A 24758-nucleotide genomic window follows, 5' to 3' on the forward strand; every position below is an offset into this window, starting at 1 on the left:
GGCGCAAAAGTAGCTCATTAAATTGGTCTTTTGAGAACACTCACTGGACCGGATATGCCCGATATAGACACCGCCTACGCACTGGTAGAGGCGCAGAGCATTCATGTGGGGCCAATCCGGGAGCACATCCCGGGTTGGTATGCCGACTCTTCATTGCGCCGTAAGCGCGAATTGGCTGAATTTGCACTTGATGTGCCGGACTTTTACCTCAGCGCCAGTACCCTTGAGCTTGAAAACCTCCACACGGCCCATGCCGACGGTTGGGCTGCATTGAATGCGGTCGATCGGGTTTTTGATGGGCTCAAGGACAGCGTCGAATTTGTCGAGCCGTTATTGGTCAAGGCGATAAAAGCTCAGCTCAACCTTGATTTGGATGTCAGGAAAACCTTTTACGCACGCAAAATTTACTACCGCAACCGTGTCGATGAACGCAGCGATTTTGGTGGGGCATTTGCGTTTTCCACAGGCGTTGGTGGGCCCAGAGACTATTACTACTCCGGCATCACGTTGCTGGAAGCCGCGATGGGTAACTTCTCTGCTGACGAAGGGATTGCGGGATCATGCGACGATTGCCAGCTGATTACCCGGTTCGATTTTCAGGCTGACAGCGCAGTATTGCCCACTGAATTTGCGGTCAAACAGCTGGCGCTGACACTGCCTGCTCATCGGTTTGCGGCCCTGTGTCGCAGCCTCGATCTGGGTAAGCAGTACCAGGCACATGTTAACGCAGTGCTTGCGCCCGTTGACCCTCCAGGCACCGAGGCAGGCACGGCGGCCACGGCACTGCTGAGGGAACTGGTGACGTATCAAAAAATACAACTGGAGGTGCAGGCCCGGATAGCGCTGGCGCGTAAACACATCGAAGCGGATAGCTTCCAGATGATCATGGATTACGGCGCCTATCGGCTAGGGAGCAAGGTCGTCACTTGGAGGGGACTCGATATGATGTGTTCCACCCCGACCATCGAGCGTGTCCAAACCAGACAGATCATGTTGTTTTACACGGACACCCCGCGGGTTGAGAACTACCTGCTTTACATACCGGGTGACCCAGACAAGCCCCTGATGGAATACACCTCGCTCTGGGCCGTGGCCGATGATTTGGCCAAGCGTCTGTGCGTCTTCAAGTACCGGGTGTTTTTCAGTCAATTTATTCCGGTTGAGTACCAGCATAAATTTTTTACCGCGGTTAAACAGACCCTGGATCCTCAAGACATCTATGAGCCCCATGACAACTTCACGTTAGACAGCCATGCAGGGCACCACCGGCCTCGGATATTCGAAACAACGTACTACGTCGATTGGCACTACTGGGCGCAGCAGAAGCTCACCCTGACCCGCGATAACGCCAAGGCACTGGTGGTGTCGACCGCTGATCAAGACACGCGGGCCCAGCGTGAATGGTTGCAGGCCGTTGGCAGTGCCGCGTTGGATGTCCTCAATTTGGCGTCATTCGTTGTGCCGGGGTTAGGCCCGTTGATGATGATGGTCGGTGCCATTCAAATGATGAGTGAGCTTGAGGAGACCGTTTCCGCGATCAGGGAAGGTGATACGAAAGAGGCGTGGGCGCATGCGTCAGGGATCATGCTGAACCTGGCGTTTGTGGGTGCCGGGCACACGCTGATTCCGGTCATCAGCGAGTCTGAGTACGTCAAAGGATGGGTGCATGTGGTCTCGCCCCAGGGGAAAACACGCCTGGCAAGGCCAGACGTCGACGATTACCAACAATCCGTGGTCCTACCACCGGGCACGCGCCCGGATTCCCTGGGTGTGTATACCCACGCCGGCAAACGTTATTTGTCGGCGCAGAACGGGCGTTATTACGCACTGGCGAATGCGGATGGCGCATTCACGCTCCGCCACCCCAGCGATTTACGACGGTATGCGCCACGCGTCGTGCATAACGGTATGGGCGCCTGGGTACACGAATTCGAGCAACCGCTCAGTTGGGACCGGCGCACGCTTATGCGGCGTATAGGCCCTTCGGTGGACGGGCTCAGCGACGAGCAGTTAGAGCAGATTTACCAGGTCAGCGGTATTCACGAAGATCAATTGCGCAGGATGTATATCGACCTGTCGCTACCGCCACCATTATTGGCCGAGAGCATCCGACGTTTTCAGATCGGTCGTCGTTACAGCGCTTTTATGGAGCAGATGTGCAGTCCCGACGCCGAGGTCTACAGCCAGGCAGATCCTGACCTGCAGCTGGAACTGCTGACCCACGAAAGAATCTGGCCACCGTCCAGGGGCCTGAGTGTCATCGACACTGAACAAGGCGCCACGATTTATCAGGCGCCTGCGGGTTCCCAAGCGAAGGCCCAGGTAGCGATCAGCAGGCAGGCGCTGTACAGCGGGCAATTGCTTGATACGGTGGTCGCGGAGCTGAGCGATGAACAGTTGCAGGTCTTGTTGGGCGAGGATGTCCAGGAAGCCCGGCTGCGCGAAGGACTCAGTAAAAATCCTTCCTCAGGCAGTTACTCGTGGGAACTGACCAACTTGTTGCGCCGCCCGCGTGATCCCGGCATGACCCTGTCGAGGTTAAGACTGCGACTGGCACTGGCGGCCCGGCTCAAGCGTGATGAGCTGTTGAACGCCGTACCTCAGAGTCCAGACGCGCCTGCACGCTGGATCCAGGAGGCGTTTCCCGCGTTGCCCGACGTAGCGGTCGAGCAATTGCTGGAACATATGGATGAGGTTCAGCGTCAGCAACTGATTACCACCCAACGACCGCCTTTGCAGCTTTCGCAAGAGGCGCGCGAATACCTCGACGCATTTCGCCTGCAGCGGGCCTACGAAAGCCTCTACCTCCCTGTAGGCATGAGCGAAGACATGGCGCGTCTCGCCCTGCACACCCTGGAGAATATGCCGGGGTGGTCGGACACCGTACGTATCGAGTTGCGTGACGGCACCTACACAGGGCCGGTGTTGGACAGTATCGGACTACTCGATGCCAAACGCAGACATGTCTGGATCAAGCGTGCCGATGGACGCGTAGGGAGTACCTGGCATGCCTATGACACCGACAGGTTCTACGAGTCACTGTTTGAGTGGGTGCCGACGCCTGATGTCGAGGTGATGGTTTACCCGGCGCAAGCGCGTTGGACTAATCTTCGCCGTGTCTTGCAGCAGCAGGCGCGTACCCCTGCCGAGCTGCGGGACACCCTCGATATGCCCGCCGTCGAGCAAGGCTATCAATCGCCGATGGGATTGGCTCAAGGTGCTCGTGGTGACGGCGCGGTAACGCCTTCAACGCGTGCCATTCAATGCCGTCTCAAAGCTCAGAAGCTCTATCCCGGTTCGACGCTGGAGCAAATAGAGGACTACCTGAACGTCAAGGGGCAGGGTGATGCCTTCATGCTCAAGGAGGTTCGCCGGATGCAGGTTGAATTTGACCGCTTGAGTGAGGACTTGAAGCAATGGGCAGGCACTCAGCCTCTTAAGTTGAAGGTGGCAGAGCGGATCAAGAGGTGCTGGCAGCGACGTACCGATCTCGTCCGCAATAATGCCGATGAGGCGACAGGTTACGCCCTGGACCTCAGCAATTGGCATGTCGAAGACTTGCCGACGTTAACGGTTGAAATGCCCAACGTCGCAAGCCTGACGCTGCGAAACATGAGGTTGTCGAATTCGAATAATGTCGGCGAGTTTCTGGGTTCCTTCAAGGGGCTGCGTCACCTGGATTTGAGTGGAAATCGCCTGACTTATCTGCCGAAGATTATTGGCAGCATGAGCGGGCTGAGCCGATTGTCCCTGGCGGACAACCAACTGCAGTTGACCGCTGACAGCGTGGCTGCGTTGGCGCGCTTGAACCACTTGCGGGTGCTTTCACTGGCGAACAACCCTCTGCTACTGGCACCTGATGTCAGTGCTATGACGCGGTTGGATCAACTCTACCTGGCCAGGTGCGGATTGAACGTATTGCCTGTCGGAGGGCTGGAGCTGCGTTGGTTAACGCGTCTGGACTTGCGCGGCAACCTGCTGCAGGAACTGCCTGAAACGCTGTTTGAGCGAACAGCGCAGCAGAACAGGGGGACGACATTGGGTGAGAATCCACTGTCCGAGCAAACCCGGGATCGAATTGAAGCCTATCGACAGCGCAGTGGTGTGGCATTGCTCGACAGGGCGATGTCACGGCATGTCACCGAGAGCGTTGCCTTGTTGATTTGGCTTGAGGAAATGCCGGCCGCTCAACGTGTGCAACTGGAGCAGCTATGGCGCGACCTTCGGTCAGAACCTGGTGCGGATGCTTTCTTTCGGTTGATAGCGGACATGACCCGTTCGGCCACTTACAAGGCAGCGAATGCGCGTGCCGGGCTCGCTGGGCAAGTCTGGGAGCTGATAAAAGATGTTTCGGACGATGAGGCACTTCGTCAGGAAATTTTCAAGGCGGTCGACGCCCCTGGGACCTGTACGGACCAACGCACTGATGTGCTGTTCAAACTCCGTCTGCAGGTGCGGATTCATAAAGCCAAGGTTGACGCGGGTACTTTGCAGGTTGAGCCGATGCTGATAGAGCTGGCTAGGGGCCATTTTCGTCTGGTGGAGCTGGATAAACTGGTCAGCGCGGATATTGCCGGGCGTGAATCGGCCTTGCACGCACGTGCTGCTGCGGATGCGCTGAACATGGCTGCGACGGTGGCTGGAGAACAAGGCTCGCCCGGCGCCGCGGCTTTGGCCGAAGCCGCTCTGGCGGCAACAGCCGCTGCAGATACCGCGCAAGCCGCAGCGGAGTTGGGCGCGCCAGGGGCTCTCGCCGCAGACGCCGCGGAGCGCCAGGTACGCGCGATTGCGAACGCGGCAGGTGTTGTTGATTGGCCCAGAGTGCCCTTTAATGAAAGTATCGAAGTGGACCTGGTTTATCGAACGTCCCTGGCCGATCGGCTCAACTTACCGCTTCAGCCGCGCCTCATGACGTTTGCACACTTGTACCCGGTCAGTGAACCACTCATCCGCCAAGCTGGCGAAACCGTTCTGGAGCAGGAGGCCGTGCCGGGTGCGCTGGCGCGCTTCTTGGTGGAAGAGACCTTTTGGGGCAATCACCTGACGAGTCTCTATGCCCAAGAGATTGAGCAACACTTCGGTGAAACCAAACAATTGCTACAAGAGCAATCGTCGGTGCTGGATGACCTCGAAACGTGCGTCAGAGCCTATGATGAGGCCGAGAATGCTGCGGCTCGTGTCTCGCATTTAGAGGATATAAACGAGGCATTGGAAGACGTGATGAGGCTTTTTGGTTTAGAGCGCCAGCAGATTGTCGGGCCTGCGGGAATGCCGCAAGCCGACTTTCTATCAACGCAACGCATTGCGGTGGGAGAGCGTTGGGCGATAGAGGAAAAACGTGCGCTGGTGGCTGTTACCCAATCAATACTGGATAGGCCCGTACCCGTCTGAACCCGTGCGCCAGAAAGCACAAAGGGGACCCGAAGGTCCCCTTTAATTTGTCGTTGCGTGCTCTTTTTTTATTATTGAGGGGCGGTCTATTGTTGTTTTTGGCAACCGTTACCCTTTACCGCTGTTTTTGGCGACCCCCATCCGGGGTCAAGAGCAAACGTATTTTTTTGAGCGCTGATCTGCTTCTTCGTAATCGATCCAACCAGTGGGTAGCTACCTGAGGTAGTTTTATTTTTCTCTAACCGGTTGCGGGTTTCGGCACGCCGTACCCTGCGAAGCACATCTTCTCCAAAAAAATCTGTTAGCTGCGTCTCTGCCGTGTTGTTTTTGTTATGTCAGAGTCGTTTCGTCTTATTTTTATTAGGTTTGGCGCTTTTTATTCTTGTTATGCAATAGAGATAGCAGAAGCCGTGCCAACTTTTAAAAGTCCTTTAAAATCAATGGTTTGATTTTTTCGTGGGAAATGAACTACGGCAAATGAGACAAAATATGTTCCCGTGTTACTCGATATGTAGCGGTGCGGTAACACATTGTCACGGCTAAGCTACTCAACCGGCGTTACGGGCCTTTGCCACACGCGAACAGGTTGGGCGCCCCAGCACCTGACTGATCTGCAGGCCCGCGCGAATCAGCGCCTGCAAGTCGACTCCGGTGTCGATACCCAGGCCATTGAGCAGGTACACCACGTCTTCGGTGGCAACGTTACCGCTAGCGCCTTTGGCGTAAGGGCAGCCGCCAAGGCCTGCGATAGAGCTATCGAACACCGTGATTCCTTCGAGCAGGCTGGCGTAGATATTCGCAATCGCCTGGCCGTAGGTGTCATGAAAGTGCCCGGCCAGCTTGTCCCGTGGCACCTGCGCACCGACCACTTCAAACAGCTGCCGCGTGGCGCCCGCCGTGCCGGTGCCGATGGTGTCGCCCAGGGAAACCTCATAGCAGCCCATGGCGTACAACTCGCGCGCGACCGCCGCGACCTGTTCCGGGGCGATGTCACCTTCGTAAGGGCAACCCAACACACACGACACATAGCCGCGCACGCTGATGCCGTGCTGCTTGGCCGCCGCCATGATTGGCGCAAAGCGCTCCAGGCTTTCGCTGATCGAGCAGTTGATATTGCGCTGGGAAAACGCCTCGGACGCTGCCGCGAACACCGCTACTTCCTTCACGCCTGCAGCCAGCGCATCTTCAAACCCGCGCAGGTTCGGTGCGAGTGCGCCGTAGGTCACGCCGGGCTTGCGCTGAATCTGCGCAAACACCTCGGCCGAGCCGGCCATCTGCGGCACCCATTTGGGCGACACAAAACTGCCAACCTCGATATAGCGCAAGCCTGCGCCGGTCAGGGCATCCACCAACTGGACCTTGTCGGCCACGCTGATGGGCTGGGCTTCGTTCTGTAATCCGTCGCGCGGGCCGACTTCCACCAGGCGTACGTGTGAGGGGAGGGACATGGCAGCTACCTTCTGGTTATTGGCCAACCTGGCTCATGGTCTGCGCCAGGGCCTGGGTGCAACGCTCTTCGGCGGTGTCCAGTTCCAGTTTCATCTGTTCGATATCCAGCAACTGTTGCTCAAGCTGCTCGCGGCGCTCGGCGATCTTGGCCAGCATGCTGTTGAGCTGGATGTGGTTGCCGCTGGTAGGGTCGTAGAGTTCGATCAGCTCGCGGCATTCGGCCAGGGAGAAGCCGATGCGTTTGCCACGCAGGATCAGCTTGAGGCTGACCTTGTCTCGCGCCGAGTAGATGCGCTCCTGGCCCCGACGTTCAGGGGCCAGCAGGCCTTGTTCTTCATAGAAACGAATGGCGCGGGTAGTAATGTCGAGCTCGCGGGCGAGGTCGGAGATGCTGTAGGTCGTGCTCATGGGGGCGCTCAAGAAGGTCTTGGCGCTAAGCTAATGGCACGTTGACGTAAACGTCAAGGGCTGCCGTGCAGCCCAGCGCAAGTAAGCCCCCTGCGACGCTCAAGCTTGCTTGCCATCGAGCTTCTTCTCATGCGCCGTCACCTGTTGGCACAACTCGATCATCTGCTCACGCATCCAGCGGTTGGCCGGGTCCTGGTCGGTGCTTTCGTGCCAGTACAGGTGAGTTTCCACCGGCGGCACGTCGTTGACCGGCAAGTTGAACCAGTGCAGTTCGTGGCGACGGGCGAAGCGTTCGGGCACGGTCATGACCATGTCGGTCTGCTGCAACACTTGCGAAGCCATCAGGTAATGCTGGGAGCGCAGGGCGATCTTGCGCTGGATGCCCATTTTGCCCAACGCCAGGTCGACATGGCCCAAGCCGTTGCGGCGGCTGGAGATATGGATATGGGTCAATGACAGGTAGTCGTCCAGGGTGAATTTGTCCTTGCCCGCCATCGGGTGGCCCTTGCGCATGGCGCACACGTAGCGGTCTTCCATCAGCTTGACATGGCGCACTTGCGGGTCAGTGTTAAGCGGCGCGTCCACGGCAAAGTCCAGGCGCCCGGCGGCCAGCTCCTTGGTGGTTTCGCGGCGTTTGGACAGGAAACTCTCGATCACCACGGTCGGCGCCAGGCGGCGCAGGCGCTGGAACAGCAACGGCAGAATCACCGCCTCGGTAAGGTCGGTCATGCTGATGCGATAGGTCTTGGCCGCCTGTTGCGGGTTGAAAATCCGACTTTCCTGCACTGACACCCGCAGCAGCGACAACGCGTTGCGTACCGGGCCGATGATGTTTTGCGCCATCGGCGTGGGCACCATGCCTTGGGCGGTGCGCACGAACAGCGGGTCGTTGAACGTCTCGCGCAGGCGCGCCAGTGCGTTGGACACCGCCGGCTGGGTGATGCCGACAATCTGCCCGGCGCGAGTCAGGTTGGCTTCGGTGTAGATCGCGTCGAAGACGATAAAGAGGTTGAGGTCGACCTTGCTCAGATTCATGTCGTTGCGCTCTTATTGTTAGGTGGCGATTTGTTAAGTGCCCATGCGCCGATCATATATCGGTGATGAATGTTAATACACGCCGAGAATAGGCTAGGTAAATTATCAACGCTGTTCTAGCATCGATTGCATGACCTAAACAACCTCTCAGAGAAGGGAGCTGCTCATGGATTTCGCCTATTCGCCCAAGGTTCAGGAACTGCGTGAACGCGTCACCGCGTTCATGGACGCTTACGTTTACCCGGCCGAGACGGTGTTTGAACGCCAGGTCAGCGAAGGTGACCGCTGGCAGCCCACCGCCATCATGGAGGAGCTGAAAGCCAAGGCAAAAGCCGAAGGCCTGTGGAACCTGTTCCTGCCGGAATCCGAGCTGGGCGCCGGCCTGACCAACCTCGAATACGCGCCGTTGGCCGAGATCATGGGCCGCTCCTTGCTGGGACCGGAGCCGTTCAACTGCTCCGCCCCCGACACCGGCAACATGGAAGTGCTGGTGCGCTACGCCAACGCAGAACAGAAACAACGCTGGCTCGAACCGCTGCTGCGCGGCGAGATCCGCTCGGCCTTTGCCATGACCGAGCCGGACGTGGCCTCCTCAGACGCCACCAACATGGCCGCCCGCGCCGAACGCCAGGGCGATGAGTGGGTGATCAACGGCAAGAAGTGGTGGACCTCCGGCGCCTGCGACCCGCGCTGCAAGATTCTGATCTTCATGGGCCTGAGCAACCCGGATGCGCCGCGGCACCAGCAGCACTCGATGATCCTGGTGCCGGTGGACACCCCCGGGGTGAAGATCGTGCGCCCGCTGCCGGTATTCGGTTACGACGACGCCCCTCACGGCCACGCTGAAGTGCTGTTCGACAACGTGCGCGTGCCGTATGAAAACGTACTGCTCGGTGAAGGCCGCGGCTTTGAAATTGCCCAGGGTCGCCTTGGCCCAGGCCGTATCCACCACTGCATGCGCTCCGTCGGCATGGCCGAGCGTGCGCTGGAGCTGATGTGCAAACGCGCCGTCAGCCGTACCGCGTTCGGCAAGCCATTGGCACGCTTGGGCGGCAATATCGACAAGATCGCCGACTCGCGGATGGAAATCGACATGGCGCGCCTGCTGACCTTGAAGGCGGCCTACATGATGGATACCGTCGGTAACAAAGTGGCGAAAAGCGAAATCGCCCAGATTAAGGTCGTGGCGCCGAACGTGGCGTTGAAGGTGATCGACCGCGCGATCCAGATCCACGGAGGTGCCGGAGTGTCCAACGACTTCCCGCTGGCCTACATGTACGCCATGCAACGCACCTTGCGCCTGGCCGACGGCCCGGATGAAGTACACCGCGCGGCGATCGGCAAGTTCGAGATCGGCAAGTATGTGCCTAAAGAGCTGATGCGCAGCGGGCAGTAACACCGCGTCGCCCTTATCGCGGGCAAGCCCGCTCCCACAATTGACCGATTTCCAACATGAGAATGAGGTCGAATGTGGGAGCGGGCTCGCCCGCGAAGAGGCCAGTGTTTACACCATAAAACTCAAGCTTCAGTACACCCAAACCTCCACCCGCCGATTCTTGATCCGGCCCTCATCCGCCGTATTCGCCGCCACCGGCATCTGCGCGCCGAACCCGCGAATATCGCGCAGCACCACGCCGCTTTTGACCAATTCCCGGCGCACCGCCATCGCCCGCAATTTTGACAAGAGCGCCGCACGCTGCGGGTCATTCTTGGCATCACCAAACCCCACCAGTGTCACGTGCCTGTCGAGCTTGCCGTGGCTGCGGATATAAGCCACCACCCGCTGCAAATCCTGGCGAGCCTTGTTGTCCAGGCTGGCACTGCCTTCCTCGAAACGAAAATTCACCGTTAAGCGCTGGGCATCACGGGCGATGGCCTGATAGTCCTCGGGCATTGAGTCGCGCGGCTCCACGCCAATCGCCTGCACTTGCTGCGCGATAAAACCGTTGGCAGCCACAATCGCCTGGCCTTTGCTGCTCTGGGTAAAGTCCACCAATGCCTTGGCCCAAGGGTTATGGCTTGATGGCGGCCAGTAGAAATACAAGCGGCGTGACAGCGGGTAATCCTCGGTGGCAATCAGGCTGGTCAGCGGCTGCATGGGTTGTGAGTCACCGTCGACAATCGCCACGGCTTTGGCCTGGCGCACATAAGGCAGGCCGATGAACCCGATGCCTTGTGGGTCATGGCTCACCGCGTCAGACAACGCTTCACTGGACTCGAAGCGCTTGGCGGATGCTGCGAGAGGCTTACCGCGCAGGCGTAGCACCAGTTCCTTGAAGGTGTCGTAGGTGCCGGATTGATCATCCCGGGCATATAAATGAATGGCACCGCCGGTGCCGCCCAGCGCCTCCCAGGTGCTAACCTCGCCGTTGAAGATCTGCGCCAGTTGGTCGGTGTTCAAGGTATTCAACGGGTTTTGCGGATTCAGGATGATTGCCAGGCCGTCAATGGCGATCACTTGCTCGGCCTCGGGGCTTTTCAGGTCTCCCTGGGGTTCCAGGTCAACCAGTTCGCTGTCCTTGATCGGCCGGGACGACGCCGCGAGGTCGGCGCTGGCGTTTTTGAGCGCGCTAAACCCGGTGCTGGAACCGTGGGCGGCCACCTCGATAGTCACGGTCTTGCCCTGACGTGTCGTGCCGATCACCCGTCGTTCGTTGGCGCCATCGCCGGGCTCGCTATGTACCGTCTGCAAGCCCTGGTGCTCCATCAAACCCTTGACCAACGCGGGCCCCAAGGCCGCGCCAATGGTATTGGAGCCCTGGATACGCAATGCGGGGCCTTGATCGGGAACGGGCAGGGGAGTGGCGACAGCGTAGAGGGGCAGGAGCAACAGGAGCAGAACGCGCAGCATCATGCCGGCACCTTCTTAAGCCAAAGGGAGTGCCGCCAGATTAAGTCAGGCAGGTTGCATAAATATGACGGGTACGCCGCTGATCAACGCGTGGGAGCTGGCACGCCAACTCCCGCACTGAGTAATGGTGTCAGCTCAGTTCGAGCCAGATCGGCGCATGGTCCGATGGCTTTTCCAGACCACGCAAATCGTAGTCCACACCGGCATCCTTGACCCGTGACAGCAAGCCGTTGGACGCCATGATCACGTCAATGCGCAGCCCACGCTTGGGCTCGTCCTCGAAACCACGGCTGCGGTAGTCGAACCAGCTGAAGCGGTCGGTCACGTCCGGGTTCAAGTGACGGAAACTGTCGACCAGGCCCCAGTTCTTCAAGCGCGCCATCCACTCGCGTTCTTCCGGCAGGAAGCTGCACTTGCCGGTTTTCAGCCAACGCTTGGCATTGTCGGCGCCGATGCCGATGTCGCAATCTTCCGGGGAAATGTTCACGTCGCCCATCACCACCAGCGCCTGGTCATTGCTGAACTGGCTTTCCAGCAGGTGCTGCAAGTCTGCGTAGAAGCGCTGCTTGGCAGGGAACTTGGTGGGGTGGTCGCGGCTTTCGCCCTGGGGGAAGTAGCCATTCATGACGGTCACGGGGTTGCCGTTCTCATCGGCGAAGGTGCCCCAGATAAAGCGGCGCTGGGCGTCTTCTTCATCACTGGCAAACCCTTTGTGCACGCTCAATGCTTCTTTGCGCGAGAGCAAGGCCACGCCGTAGTGGCCTTTTTGGCCGTGGTAGTACACGTGGTAGCCCAGTGCCTGCACTTCGGCCAGCGGGAACTGGTCATCGTGGACCTTGGTTTCCTGCAGGCCAATCACGTCGGGTTGATGCTTTTCAATCAGCGCCGCCAGCTGATGAGGGCGGGCGCGCAGCCCGTTGATATTGAAGGAGACGATTTTCATGGTCGGCAGTCCAGTCTGGCAAAAAGGCGATGCTAGCCGACAAGTCGGACGGGGGCCAGCGTGGCGGTAGGGCGGATGCACTGCTAATGTCTGGGAACGACTGGTGCTGCGTAGGTTCGTACCCATAAGAACGCCATCTTTTGAATGGCGCCCAGGGAGATTAACTGCATGCCTGACACTTCGACTGCCATCGCCGACATTCGCCTGCTCAACAGCGGCTATTCCCGCGAGGCGCGTTCCTTGTTGTACCAGGCTTATCGGCATGAGCCGACCTTCGCCTATATCTTCGAGGCCGAGCGTTCGGGTTATGAACAGCGGGTACGGGCCACCGTGCGCGAACTGGTCAAGCAGCACTTCTTTCAGAAACTTCCCGCCATCGGGCTGTTCGTCAACGACCGGCTGATCGGCATCGCGCTGATCGCGCCACCGCAGCGGCGCCTGGGCATCACCGAGAGCTGGGCCTGGCAATTGCGGATGTGGTTGAGCACCGGGGTGCGCGGTACTCGGCGTTACTTGGAATACCATTACGCAGTGCTGGCGTGCCTGCCCAGCGAGTCGGTGCATGTGCTGCCGCTGTTGGGCATTCACCCGCAATTTCAGGGCAAACATTACGGCGAACAGTTGCTGGAAGCCGTGCACAACTGGTGCGCCGATGACCCGCACTCTTCAGGCGTCGTGCTCGATACTGGCGATTCGCGCTATCTGGATTTCTACAAGCGCCAGGGCTATGAGGAAATTGGTGAAGTGGCGATAGGCCCCATCCTGGAACACGTTTTTTTTCACCCCAATCCGCAGTCGTTACATGCTGCAACGGCTTAATACAGAATTATTCAGATAATTCCGGGTTCAAAGAGCCTCCCAAGGTCGTGTAGCATCCGCGCGTATGAAGCTCCCAGGAAGATTTACCAGCGGCTTGATTCTGCTGTTCACAAGCTGCGGCGCATTGGCGCAAAGCGAATTGGACGTGCGAATCAAGCCTTCAAACGACGCGTTGAAAGCCAACATCGAAGGCTATATCGGCGGGGTAGGCGATCGCGATGAAGAAGCCTTGCTGCGGTTCAGCCGTGGCGCCGAAGAGCAGGCCCGCAAAGCGGCCCAGGCTCTGGGCTTCTATCAGCCTCTGATCAGCAGTGATGTAAAGGGCGGTAAAAACCCGCGCCTGGTCCTCACCATCGACCCCGGCGAACCGGTGCATTTGCGCAACGTGACCATTCGGGTCGACGGCCAGGCCGCGAGCCTCAAGGCTTTTCGCGTGCCCGAAGGCAGCGACCTCACCTCCGGCGCCGTGCTCAACCACGGCCACTATGAAGACGCCAAGCGTCTGATCCAGAACCAGGCCTCGCGCTACGGCTTTTTCAGCGGGCGCTTTACCAGCCAGAAACTCATCGTTGACCCGAAAGCCGGTGTCGCCGATATCGAACTCGTGTACGACAGTGGCCCGCGCTACACCATGGGTAACGTCAGCTTTACCGGCGATACGCCGTTTGATGAAGACCTGTTGCAACGCATGGTGCCGTTCAAAAGCGGCACGCCTTACGACTCCGAATTGATCGCTGAACTCAATCAGAACCTGCAATCGAGCGGCTTCTTCGAAGGCGTGCGCGTGGACGCCACGCCCGCCGGCTCGGCCAATGACGTGATCCCGGTGGCCGTGCAACTGGAAACCCGCAAGCCACGCACCATGGGCCTGGGCCTCGGTTACTCCACCGACGTCGGCCCGCGTGGCAAGGCCAACTGGACCCGCCACTGGGTCAACCCTCAGGGCCACAGCTATGGTTGGGAAGCCGAACTGTCGGCGCCGCGGCAGAACGTCGGGCTGTGGTACGACATTCCGCTGGACCCACCGTTGACCGACAAATTGCGCTTCGCCGGTGGCTACCAGAATGAAGAACTGGCCAACACCGACACCCTGAGTAAATTGCTCACCCTTGGCCCGGAATGGCACAGCAAACTGCCCAGCGGCTGGACCCGTGTGATCTCGCTCAAATACCAGCGCGAGGAATACCGCCTGGGCAATGACTCGGGCCTGAGTAACCTGGTGATGCCGGGGATCAATTATTCCTACCTGCGCAGCGACAACCGCATCGACCCGCACAATGGCTATCGCCTGATGTTCGACGCCAAGGTTGCCAAGGAAGGGCTTGGCTCCGACACCAACCTGCTTTACGGCACTGCCACGATCAAAGGCCTGACGACCGTGTGGGATAACCACCGTTTCCTGGGCCGTGCGCAGTTCGGCGGCAGCGCCACCAATGGCTACCAGTCCGTGCCCCCTTCGTTGCGCTTTTTTGCCGGTGGTGACCAGAGCGTGCGGGGCTATGAGTACCAGACGCTGTCGCCGGAAAATGACCGTGGTGACCGTATTGGCGGCCGCTACATGGTGGCGTTGAGCGCTGAGTATCAATATTCAATCGCCGAAAAATGGCGGATCGCGACCTTTATCGACCAGGGCAACTCCTTCAATACCCTGGAAATGCCAAGCCTGAAAACCGGTGTTGGCGTGGGCATACGTTGGGTCTCGCCCGTCGGCCCGATTCGCCTTGACCTGGCCCATGCCCTGGAAGACCCGGGCGGTATTCGTTTGCACTTTTCCATGGGGCCTGAGCTGTGATGCGTGGTTTGAAAATAGCAGGGCTGGCCATCGTGGCTGTCCTCGTCTTAGCGTTGTTGGCGCTGTGGACCGTGCTCGGCACCCAGGCGGGCAGCCGCTGGGTCCTGAACCAAGTGCCGGGTTTGACGGTGGAGAATTTCCAGGGCCACTTGGGTGGCCAATGGAGTGCCGATCATCTGCTGTGGCAGCAGGACGCCAGCCGGGTCGAGCTCAACGCACCGAAGTTTGACTGGTCGCCGGCGTGCCTGCTGCGCATGACCTTGTGCATTAATCAGCTGGACGTGGAGCAGGTCAGCCTTCAGTTTCCACCCAGCGCAGAAGAAAGTAGCAGCGGGCCGATCCAATTGCCGGAGCTGAAACTGCCGGTAGCGATCCAGTTGGGCGACGTTCGCGTCGGCAGCCTGCTGTTTAACGGCAGCGAAGAGCTCAAAGGCCTGCAATTGGCCGCGCACTGGACGGCTGCCGGTATGCAGATCGACTCGGTGCACGTGCAGCGCGACGACCTGGTGCTGGACCTCGCCGGTCTGTTGCAACCCACCGGCAATTGGCCGCTGAATGCCACCGGCAACCTGAGCCTGCCTTACGCCCCCGGCGGCGCGCCGTGGAAGGTGGCCCTCAAGGTGGACGGCGACCTGCTCAAGACCCTCAAGCTCGATGCCGACAGCAGTGGCTACTTGCCCGCCAAACTCAGTGGCGAGCTGCAACCGCTGGCGGAGAACCTGCCCGCGCAGTTGCACATCACCGCCGATGGCTTCAAGCCCAGCGCCGAGTTGCCTGACACCCTGCAACTCAATCAACTGGACCTCACCGCCAAGGGCGACCTGAGCAACGGCTACCAACTGTTGGGCAAAGCCGTGCTGCCGGCGGACAAAGGTCCGGTGGACTTGCTGTTGCAAGGCAAAGTCGACGCCAAGGGCGCGCAGATCGCTGGCCTGGACTTGAGTGCCGGGGACAAGCAAAGCCTCAAACTCAGCGCCAATCTGGACTGGCAGCAAGGCTTCAGTGCCGACGCCAAGATCGACTGGCTGGATTTCCCCTGGCACCGCCTCTACCCCTTGATTGATGAACCGCAGGTTGCGTTACGCACCTTCAATGGCGAGATCGCCTATAAGGACGGCAACTACCTCGGCAACCTCAAGGCCGACCTCGACGGCCCGGCCGGTAAATTCAATGTGGTGACGCCGTTCAGTGGCGACCTCAAGCAGGTCTTCCTGCCCGAGTTGAAATTGACCGCAGGCCAAGGCAAAGCCGAAGGCCATCTGAACTTGCAATTTGCCGATGGCATTGCCTGGGACACGGCGCTGGACCTGTCGGCGCTGAACCCGGCGTACTGGGTGGCGGAATTACCCGGCACCTTGGCCGGCCCGCTGCGCAGCAAAGGCGAGTTCAAAAATGAACAACTCAAGCTGAACGCCGACCTCGACCTCAAGGGCCGTTTGCGCGGCCAAACCGCTGTGCTGGCGGCCAAGGCCGAAGGCGCGGGTGAGCAATGGACCCTCGCCAACCTGGATATCCGCCTGGGCGACAACCGCATCAATGGCAGCGGCAGCCTGCAACAACGCCTGGCCGGTCAGATCGATATCAAACTGGCGCGCCTGGCCCAGTTGTGGCCGCAGTTACGTGGGCAAATCAATGGGCGGGTCTATGTGGCCGGGACGCTGAAGGCACCCCAAGGCAAGCTCGACCTTAAAGGTCAGCAACTGGCCTTCGCCGACAATCACCTGCAAAACCTCAATCTCGACGCAACGCTCGACAACGCCCAGCGCGCGAAGATCGACCTCAAGGGCACTGGCATCCAAGCCGGCGATACTCAGGTTGGCACCCTGACCGCCAGTGCCCAAGGCGATATCAAGAGCCAGAAGGTCCAGCTGGATCTGGCGGGGCCGCTGCTCAAGCTGGCCCTGGCGTTGGACGGCAATCTCGACAAAGGCAACTGGCGCGGGCGCCTGGCCAGCGGCGAGGTGCAGGCCGGTGGCCAGGACTGGAAACTGCAGGCCCCGGCGAAGATCGAGCGCCTGGCCGACGGCAAGCTGACCTTTGCGGCGCATTGCTGGGTGTCTGGCCCTGCCAGCTTGTGCGGCGAAGATCAGCGGCTGATGCCTGAGCCGAAACTGCGTTACCACCTCAAGCAATTCCCCATCGACAGCCTGGCGGCCTTCTTGCCTAAAGATTTCGCCTGGCAGGGCAAGCTCAACGCCGATGTGCAGCTCGACCTGCCCGCCAGCGGGCCTAAAGGCGTGGTGTCGATAGACGCCAGCGGCGGCACGTTGCGCGTGAAAGACAAGGACCAGTGGCTGGATTTCCCCTACGACACCTTGAAGCTGGAAACCACTCTCAACCCCAAGCGCATCGACACTCAGCTCAACTTCCGCGGCGGCAAGCTCGGTGAATTACTGTTGCAGGCGCAGATCAACCCGCTGCCGAAGAACAAGCCGATTACCGGTAACTTCAGCCTCAACGGGCTGGACCTCGCAGTGGCGCGGCCGTTTGTGCCGATGGTTGAAAAACTCAACGGCAAGCTCAACGGCAACGGCCGCATCTCCGGTGGTTTGCTGGCGCCGCAGGTCAATGGCAGCGTGAACCTCGTCGGCGGTGAGATCGCCGGGCCTGAATTACCGATCAGCCTTGAAGGCTTGAACGTACAGGCGTTGATTGCCGGCGAAAGCGTGCAGTTGAACGGCGCCTGGCACAGTGGCAAAGCCGGGCAGGGTAGCCTCAAGGGGCAGGTCGACTGGGGCCAGGCCCTGATGGTGGACCTCAGCCTGCAAGGCTCGCAACTACCGGTTACGGTAGAGCCTTATGCCACGCTGGAAGTGGCGCCCGACCTGAAGATCAGCCTCAAAAACGACAAGTTGGCGATTGCCGGCAAGGTGCACATCCCGCGGGGCGACATCACCGTGCGCGAATTGCCGCCGTCGACGGTCAAGGTCTCGGATGACACGCTGATCGTCGGCAGCCAGACCGAGGAGGGCAAGCCGCCAATGGCGATGGCCATGGATGTCGACGTGGAGGTGGGCGAAGACCAGCTTAACTTCGCGGGCTTTGGCCTGACTGCCAAAGTGCAGGGCCATGTGCATATTGGCGACAACATGGACACCCGTGGCGAGCTGTGGCTCAACGACGGCCGCTACCGCGCCTATGGCCAGAGGCTCAACGTGCGCCGTGCGCGGCTGTTGTTCGCCGGGCCGCTGGACCAACCGTTCCTGGACATCGAAGCCGTGCGTGTCGTTACAGAACCTTCCAGAACAGTCACGGCCGGGATTCGCCTGAGCGGCAGCGCTGAACAGCCGACCACGCAGATTTTCTCCGAGCCGGCCATGCCCCAGGAGGATGCATTGTCGTACCTGGTGCTGGGGCGTTCGCGTAACAACACCGGTGAAGACAACAACATGCTCGCCGAAGCGGCCTTGGGCCTGGGCTTGATGGGCAGCGCCGGGGTGACCTCGGATATTGCCAACAAGTTGGGTATCCAGGACTTCGACCTCGATACCCAGGGCAGTGGCAACACCACCGCCGTGGTGGCCAGCGGCAAGATCACCGAAAAACTCAGCCTGCGTTACGGGGTAGGCGTGTTCGAGCCGGCCAGCACCATTGCCTTGCGCTACTTGTTGAGCAAGAAGGTCTACCTGGAAGTGGCCAGTGGCGTGGCCAGCTCGTTGGATATCTTCTACAAACGGGATTTCTAAGCCCCGTACCGGGTAAACAATGTGGGAGCTGGATTGCCTGCGATAGCGGTACATCAGTCGATGATTTATTGACTGACACACCGCCATCCCAGGCAAGCCAGCTCCCACATTTGTTTGCATTGCAGCCCACCTGTCGTGAAATTAGCAAGCAAGCTAATAATTCCATTTGACATTCGCTGCCTAAGCAGTAACATCTTGTCATACATTCACTGCCTAGGCAGTAATAAGGTGACTTTCGATGACCCACTTCACCCCTGACAGCTTTCGCAACTGCCACCTCGGCTTGTTGCTGGGCCGCGCGGCGCTGCTCAAGGACCGCATTATCGACACCCACATGGAACCTCACGGCGTGACGGCCGCGCAGTTCAAGGTGTTGATCATCATTGCCCAGTTTGATGTGGATACCCCGGCCGAGCTGTGCCGCAACTTGTCGCTGGACAGCGGTTCCATGACCCGCATGCTCGATCGTCTGGAGCAAAAGGGCCTGCTGGCGCGCAAGCGTTCCGAACAGGACCGGCGCCAGGTGCAGCTGGTGCTCACCGAAGACGGCCAGCGCCTGGCCGACATGCTCCCGCACATCGGCGCCCAGTCAATGAACGAACTGGCCGGTGCCCTCGAGCCCGGTGAGTTGCAGACCCTGGAAGCCATCCTCACAAAAATTCTGGTAGCTGCCGGTGACGCCATCGTCATCCAGCGGGTAGGTAATAAATGAACACACGTGCACTTAGCCTGGTGCTGGTGGCGATGAGCATGGCCGGTTGCGCCAACTTCAGCGGCCTCGACACCCAAGGCCAACGCCTCGACGCCAACACGTTGCAAACCGGCAAATCCCTCAGCGGCGTGACCCTGTCCACTGCCGCATGGCCGAGTGCCGATTGGTGGAAAATCCTGGGCGACCCACAGCTCGACGGCTTGATCCATGAAGCCCTGCAAAACAGCCCCGACATGCAGGTCGCCAGCGCCCGTGCCCACCAGGCGCAAGCCGCTGCCTATGCCGCCGACGCGGCACGCATGCCGACCCTGGATGCCAGCGCTGGCGTGAGCCGTTCGCGCCTGGCCAAGGACCAGGACCCGCGCGGCGAGGGCGATGCCTACGCCACCGTGCGTAATATTGGCGCCAGCTTCAATTACAACTTCGACCTCTGGGGTGGCCAGCGCGCCGCCTGGGAAGCCGCCTTGGGCCAGGCGCGTGCCGCCCAAGTCGATCAACAAGCCGCACGCCTGACCTTGGCCGCCAACGTAGCCAAGGCCTACAGCGACCTGGGCCAGGCCCATATCGTGCGTGACCTGGCCAATGACGACCTCAAGCGTACCCGCCAGATGCTCGACTTGAGCAAGCGCCGCCTCAGCTCCGGCATCGACAGCCAGTACCAGTACCAACAGACCGAAAGCCTGGAAGCCAGCTCCCAGTCGCAATTGATCGATGCGGAAAAACAACTGCAAAGCGCCAAGATTGCCCTCGCCGTATTGCTCGGCAAAGGCCCGGACCGTGGCAGTGAGCTGGTGCGCCCGAACGTGTTGAAACCCAGCGTCGTTGCCGTGCCTTCAGTCTTGCCGGCCGAACTGCTCGGCCGTCGCCCGGACCTGATCGCCGCGCGCTGGCGGGTGGAGGCGGCGAGCAAGAACGTGGCCGCGAGCAAAACCCGTTTCTATCCCAACCTCAACCTGAGCGCGAGCGCCGGGGCCGAGTCGTTGCTGGGGGATGCGATGTTTGGCTCAGCCAGTCGTTTCTTCAGCATTGCGCCGACGATCTCGTTGCCGATCTTTGACGGTGGCCGCTTGCGTGCCGACCTGGATGCCCGCGACGCCGATTACGACCTGGCGGTGGCTCAGTACAACAAAACCCTGGTGCAAGCCTTGGGCGATATCGGTAACACCCTGATGCAGTTGCGCGAAACCGGGCGGCAGATCCAGGCACAGCAACATGCCGCGGACATTGCCCAGCAGTCTTACGACACCGGGGTGCAGCGTTACAGCTCAGGCATCGGTAATTACCTGGATGTGCTCAGCATCGAGCAGCAATTGCTGCAGGCCCAGCGTCAGCTGGCGACCCTGAATGCTGCGCAGATCGATCTGTCGATTCAATTGATGCAGGCCCTGGGTGGCGGGTTCAACGCCGATAACGTGGCCGCGACCACCCCAGCCACACGCACGGAATAATTTGAGGTATTTGTCATGGCCACTGCCGACAGCAACAACGTCACTGAAAAACCGGATAACAACCCACGCAAACGCAAAATCATGCTGATCGGCCTGGCGCTGATCGTCATCCTCGGCGTGCTGGGCGTGTGGGGTTGGTATGAGTTCTACGGTCGCTTCAACGAAAGCACCGACGACGCCTACGTGAACGGCAACGTGGTGGAAATCACCCCGCTGGTCACCGGCACGGTAGTCAGCATCGGCGCCGACGATGGCGACCTGGTCCACGAGGGCCAGGTGCTGATCAATTTTGACCCGAATGACGCCGCTGTCGGCCTGCAAAGTGCGCAGGCCAACCTGGCGCGCACCGTGCGTCAGGTGCGTGGTCTCTACAGCAATGTCGACGGCATGAAAGCCCAAGTGCTGGCCCAGCAGGCCAACGTGCAAAAGGCTCAGGACAACTACAATCGCCGTAAGAATCTGGCTGCCGGCGGCGCGATTTCCCAGGAAGAACTGTCCCATGCGCGTGACGACCTGACCTCGGCGCAAAATGCCCTGGCCAACGTGCAGCAACAATTCAAGACCAGCAGCGCGCTGGTGGATGACACGGTGATTTCGTCCCACCCGGACGTGCAGGCCGCCGCCGCGCAGTTGCGTCAGGCTTACCTGACCAACGCTCGCAGCACTTTGATCGCCCCCGTCACCGGCTACGTTGCCAAGCGCACCGTGCAACTGGGCCAGCGCGTGCAGCCGGGGACTGCGTTGATGGCGGTGATCCCGCTGAACCAACTGTGGATCGACGCCAACTTCAAGGAAACCCAACTGCGCGATATGCGTATTGGGCAGCCGGTAGACATCGAATCCGACATCTACGGCAGTGACGTGAAGTTCAGCGGCACCGTGGATAGCCTGGGCGCCGGTACCGGCAGCGCGTTCGCCCTGCTGCCGGCGCAAAACGCCACCGGTAACTGGATCAAGATCGTGCAGCGGGTGCCCGTGCGTATCCATATCAACGCCGATGAGCTGGCCCAGCACCCGCTGCGGGTGGGCCTGAGCACCGTGGTCAATGTGGACCTGCACGATACGAGCGGCCCGGTACTGGCGCAACAGGCGCCGCAAAAGGCCTCGTTCACCACCAACGTGTATGACCGCCAACTGGCCGAAGCCGACGCCATGATCAGCCAACTGATCCATGACAACAGCCTCGCCGCACCCAAGGCTGTGCAACGCTGATGAGCAATAACGCCTCCTTCACGCCACCCAGCCTGTTGATGGCCACTATTGGCCTGTCGCTGGCGACCTTTATGCAGGTGCTCGACACCACCATCGCCAACGTGGCGTTGCCGACCATCTCCGGCAACCTGGGTGTGAGCTCGGAGCAGGGCACCTGGGTGATCACTTCGTTTGCGGTGAGCAACGCGATTGCCTTGCCGCTCACCGGCTGGCTGAGCCGGCGCTTTGGCGAGGTGAAGCTGTTTTTGTGGGCGACCATCCTCTTTGTGCTGGCGTCGTTCCTCTGTGGTATTTCCACTTCGATGCCCGAGCTGATTGGTTTTCGGGTGCTGCAAGGCCTGGTCGCGGGGCCGTTGTACCCGATGACCCAGACCTTGCTGATTGCGGTCTACCCGCCAGCCAGGCGCGGCATGGCCCTGGCGTTATTGGCGATGGTCACGGTGGTGGCGCCGATTGCCGGGCCGATCCTCGGCGGCTGGATCACCGACAGCTACAGCTGGCCCTGGATCTTCTTTATCAACGTGCCCATCGGCATCTTTGCGGTGATGGTGGTGCGTTCGCAACTGAAGAAGCGTCCGGTGGTGACCAGCTACCAGCCGATGGATTACGTCGGGTTGCTGAGCTTGATCGTCGGTGTCGGCGCCTTGCAGATCATCCTCGACAAGGGCAACGACCTGGACTGGTTCGAGTCCAACTTCATCATCATCGGTGCGGCGATCTCGGCCGTCGCCCTGGCGGTGTTCGTCATCTGGGAACTCACCGACAAACACCCGGTGGTCAACCTGCGGCTGTTTGCCTACCGCAACTTCCGCATCGGCACCATTGTGTTGGTGCTGGGGTATGCCGGGTTCTTCGGGATCAACCTGATCCTGCCCCAATGGCTGCAAACCCAAATGGGCTACACCGCCACCTGGGCTGGCCTGGCGGTGGCGCCGATCGGGATTCTGCCGGTACTGATGTCGCCGTTTGTGGGCAAATACGCGCACAAGTTCGACCTGCGCTTGCTGGCCGGCCTGGCATTTCTGGCGATTGGCTTGAGCTGCTTTATGCGGGCGGGCTTCACCAATGAGGTGGACTTCCAGCACATCGCCCTGGTGCAACTGTTCATGGGTATTGGTGTGGCACTGTTCTTTATGCCGACCTTGAGCATCTTGATGTCCGATTTGCCGCCGGCACAAATCGCCGATGGCGCGGGCCTTGCGACGTTCCTGCGGACCCTGGGCGGCAGTTTTGCGGCATCGCTGACCACCTGGATCTGGATTCGCCGCGCGGATCAGCACCATGCGTACATGAGCGAGAACATGACCACCTATGACTCGGCGACCCGCGATGCGCTGCAGGCGCTTGGTGGGGCAGGGCATAAGGCCTATGCGCAGTTGGACCAGATCCTCACCAGCCAGGCGTACATGATGTCCACCGTGGATTACTTCACGTTGCTGGGGTGGATGTTCATGGGCTTGATCGTGATTGTGTGGCTGGCGAAACCGCCGTTTGCGGCGAAGGCAGGGCCGGAGGCTTCCGGCCACTAACGGGTGTACTCAATCAATGTGGGAGCTGGCTTGCCTGCGATAGCATCACCTCGGAGTATTGATGTACCGAGTTGTCTGCATCGCAGGCAAGCCAGCTCCCACATTTGATTGGGGTTGTGCTTGAGTTATGCGCCGGGCAACGCCAGTTGCGGATTGACGAAGTCAAACGCCGCGAACTGAAACCCTTGCTCATCCACCTGCAAGGCCCAGCCCTGCTTGTCCCAATCCCCCAGCACGATGCGCTTGGCCGCCTGGTCACCAATCTGCAACTTATGAATGGCCGGGCGGTGCGTATGGCCGTGGACCAGGGTGCGCACGCCGAACTGCTGCATCACCCGCGGCACTTCCTCGGGCGTCACATCGACAATGTCGTTGGCTTTCATGCGTACCTGGGCGCTGCTCTCGCTGCGCAGCTTGCGGGCCAGCTTGTGCCGGGTACGCAAGGGCAGGTGGCGCAGGATAAACAGCACAATCGGATTACGCAGGATGCGCCGCAGCTTCATATAGCCGACGTCGCGGGTGCAGAGGCTGTCGCCGTGCATCAACAGCACAGGCTCGCCATAGAACTGCACGACACTGGGGTCCTTGAGCAAGGTGGCGCCTGCCGCTTTGCAGAATGCCTTGCCGATCAGGAAGTCCCGGTTGCCATGCATGATAAAAATCGGGGTGCCACTGTCGCTCAGCTCATGCAGAGCCTCGCAAATCGAGCGCTGGAACGGAGTCATCCCATCGTCGCCAATCCAGGCTTCAAAGAAGTCCCCCAGAATGTACAACGCCTGGGCGCCACGGGCGCGGCCGTGGAGCAAATCCAGAAACGCCCGGGTGATGTCCGGGCGCTCCTCTTCCAGATGCAAATCTGAAATCAGCAATATCACCCAACGATCTCGGCTTTCTCGACGATTACGTCTTCTACCGGAACATCCTGGTGACCGGCTTTACCGGTGGTTTGCACGCCTTTGATCTTGTCGACGACGTCCTGGCCTTCGGTCACTTTACCGAATACCGCGTAACCCCAACCCTGCACGTTCTTGCCGCTGTGATTCAGGAAGGCGTTGTCGGCCACGTTGATGAAGAACTGCGCGGAGGCCGAATGTGGCTCCATGGTACGGGCCATGGCGACGGTGTACTTGTCGTTGGAGAGGCCGTTGTCTGCTTCGTTCTGGATGCTTGGGCGCTTGTCTTTCTTTTCTTTCATGCCGGGCTCGAAACCGCCGCCCTGGACCATGAAGTTGCCGATGACACGGTGGAAAACGGTGTTTTCGTAGTGGCCGGCTTTAACGTATTCGATGAAGTTGGCGACGGTGATCGGCGCTTTCTCGGCGTTCAGCTCGATGACGATGTCACCGTGGTTGGTGGTCAGTTTGACTTGAGTCATGTTCACTACTCTTTTCAGGGAATTCGTGGGTTTGGACGCCGGGGCGTCTTACCTGTCTGGCTAAACGAGGGCCAAGGCGCGCAGTTTAGCGTGCCCGGCGGGAATTTC

The 24758-nt window shown here is 59.9% G+C and carries 16 protein-coding genes; 9 read left to right on the plus strand and 7 right to left on the minus strand.

Going from position 1 to position 24758, the window contains the following annotated elements; genetic code table 11:
- The first annotated feature begins 54 nt into the window (after positions 1-54).
- On the plus strand, positions 55-5391 hold the full coding sequence (locus ACI77D_RS12985; protein ID WP_407016708.1) for an NEL-type E3 ubiquitin ligase domain-containing protein: 5337 nt from the start codon (positions 55-57) through the stop codon (positions 5389-5391).
- 548 nt (positions 5392-5939) lie between these two features.
- On the opposite strand, the gene ACI77D_RS12990 is transcribed toward ACI77D_RS12985, so the two are convergent.
- The 3 genes from ACI77D_RS12990 to ACI77D_RS13000 all read right to left on the minus strand — a co-directional run bounded on the left by ACI77D_RS12990 (position 5940) and on the right by ACI77D_RS13000 (position 8283).
- Positions 5940-6839, minus strand: a complete 900-nt coding sequence (locus ACI77D_RS12990) for a hydroxymethylglutaryl-CoA lyase (protein WP_407016709.1) — start codon at positions 6837-6839, stop codon at positions 5940-5942.
- A gap of 16 nt (positions 6840-6855) precedes the next feature.
- Positions 6856-7248 (minus strand): MerR family DNA-binding transcriptional regulator, encoded by a 393-nt coding sequence (locus ACI77D_RS12995; RefSeq protein ID WP_053256917.1) that lies wholly within the window; start codon positions 7246-7248, stop codon positions 6856-6858.
- Positions 7249-7347: 99 nt separating this feature from the next.
- Positions 7348-8283, minus strand: a complete 936-nt coding sequence (locus ACI77D_RS13000) for a LysR family transcriptional regulator (RefSeq protein WP_017136514.1) — start codon at positions 8281-8283, stop codon at positions 7348-7350.
- Positions 8284-8449: 166 nt separating this feature from the next.
- Here ACI77D_RS13000 and ACI77D_RS13005 point away from each other — a divergent pair, with 166 nt between their 5' ends.
- Positions 8450-9679: an acyl-CoA dehydrogenase gene (locus ACI77D_RS13005; RefSeq protein ID WP_064452973.1), complete on the plus strand. Its 1230-nt coding sequence runs from the start codon at positions 8450-8452 to the stop codon at positions 9677-9679.
- A 129-nt stretch (positions 9680-9808) separates the two neighbouring features.
- Here the strand turns inward: ACI77D_RS13005 and ACI77D_RS13010 are convergent, their stop codons facing one another.
- Positions 9809-11137 (minus strand): substrate-binding domain-containing protein, encoded by a 1329-nt coding sequence (locus ACI77D_RS13010; RefSeq protein ID WP_221295118.1) that lies wholly within the window; start codon positions 11135-11137, stop codon positions 9809-9811.
- 127 nt (positions 11138-11264) lie between these two features.
- Entirely contained in the window at positions 11265-12077 is an 813-nt protein-coding gene (gene xthA / locus ACI77D_RS13015; RefSeq protein WP_064452971.1) for an exodeoxyribonuclease III, read from the minus strand.
- Between the two features lie 168 nt (positions 12078-12245).
- Here xthA and ACI77D_RS13020 point away from each other — a divergent pair, with 168 nt between their 5' ends.
- From ACI77D_RS13020 to ACI77D_RS13050, 7 genes are all read left to right on the plus strand, one after another.
- Complete coding sequence (locus ACI77D_RS13020) at positions 12246-12896, plus strand: N-acetyltransferase (protein ID WP_064452970.1); 651 nt, start codon at positions 12246-12248, stop codon at positions 12894-12896.
- A gap of 64 nt (positions 12897-12960) precedes the next feature.
- Complete coding sequence (locus ACI77D_RS13025) at positions 12961-14688, plus strand: autotransporter assembly complex family protein (protein ID WP_064452969.1); 1728 nt, start codon at positions 12961-12963, stop codon at positions 14686-14688.
- Complete coding sequence (locus tag ACI77D_RS13030) at positions 14688-18374, plus strand: translocation/assembly module TamB domain-containing protein (protein WP_407016710.1); 3687 nt, start codon at positions 14688-14690, stop codon at positions 18372-18374. The genes ACI77D_RS13025 and ACI77D_RS13030 overlap by 1 nt, the downstream gene beginning before the upstream one ends.
- A 238-nt stretch (positions 18375-18612) precedes the next feature.
- Positions 18613-19086, plus strand: coding sequence for a MarR family winged helix-turn-helix transcriptional regulator (locus ACI77D_RS13035; RefSeq protein WP_053256909.1), 474 nt, complete (start codon positions 18613-18615; stop codon positions 19084-19086).
- The gene (locus ACI77D_RS13040; RefSeq protein WP_407016711.1) at positions 19083-20534 is read left to right on the plus strand and encodes an efflux transporter outer membrane subunit; all 1452 of its coding nucleotides are present in this window, start codon (positions 19083-19085) and stop codon (positions 20532-20534) included. Before ACI77D_RS13035 ends, ACI77D_RS13040 begins: the two co-directional genes overlap by 4 nt.
- A 15-nt stretch (positions 20535-20549) precedes the next feature.
- Positions 20550-21746 carry an efflux RND transporter periplasmic adaptor subunit gene (locus ACI77D_RS13045; RefSeq protein ID WP_064452966.1) on the plus strand — a complete coding sequence of 399 codons (1197 nt, stop codon included), beginning with the start codon at positions 20550-20552 and terminating at the stop codon, positions 21744-21746.
- Positions 21746-23275: a DHA2 family efflux MFS transporter permease subunit gene (locus tag ACI77D_RS13050; RefSeq protein ID WP_064452965.1), complete on the plus strand. Its 1530-nt coding sequence runs from the start codon at positions 21746-21748 to the stop codon at positions 23273-23275. The genes ACI77D_RS13045 and ACI77D_RS13050 overlap by 1 nt, the downstream gene beginning before the upstream one ends.
- Before the next feature lie 125 nt (positions 23276-23400).
- On the opposite strand, the gene lpxH is transcribed toward ACI77D_RS13050, so the two are convergent.
- Together lpxH and ACI77D_RS13060 are read right to left on the minus strand one after the other, a co-directional pair.
- Positions 23401-24150 (minus strand): UDP-2,3-diacylglucosamine diphosphatase, encoded by a 750-nt coding sequence (lpxH, locus tag ACI77D_RS13055; RefSeq protein WP_407016712.1) that lies wholly within the window; start codon positions 24148-24150, stop codon positions 23401-23403.
- Positions 24147-24650, minus strand: a complete 504-nt coding sequence (locus ACI77D_RS13060) for a peptidylprolyl isomerase (RefSeq protein ID WP_043205556.1) — start codon at positions 24648-24650, stop codon at positions 24147-24149. Before ACI77D_RS13060 ends, lpxH begins: the two co-directional genes overlap by 4 nt.
- Positions 24651-24758: the final 108 nt, after the last annotated feature.

Source organism: Pseudomonas sp. O39 (genome assembly GCF_045447295.1).
GTDB classification, from domain to species: Bacteria; Pseudomonadota; Gammaproteobacteria; order Pseudomonadales; family Pseudomonadaceae; genus Aquipseudomonas; species Aquipseudomonas antarctica_A.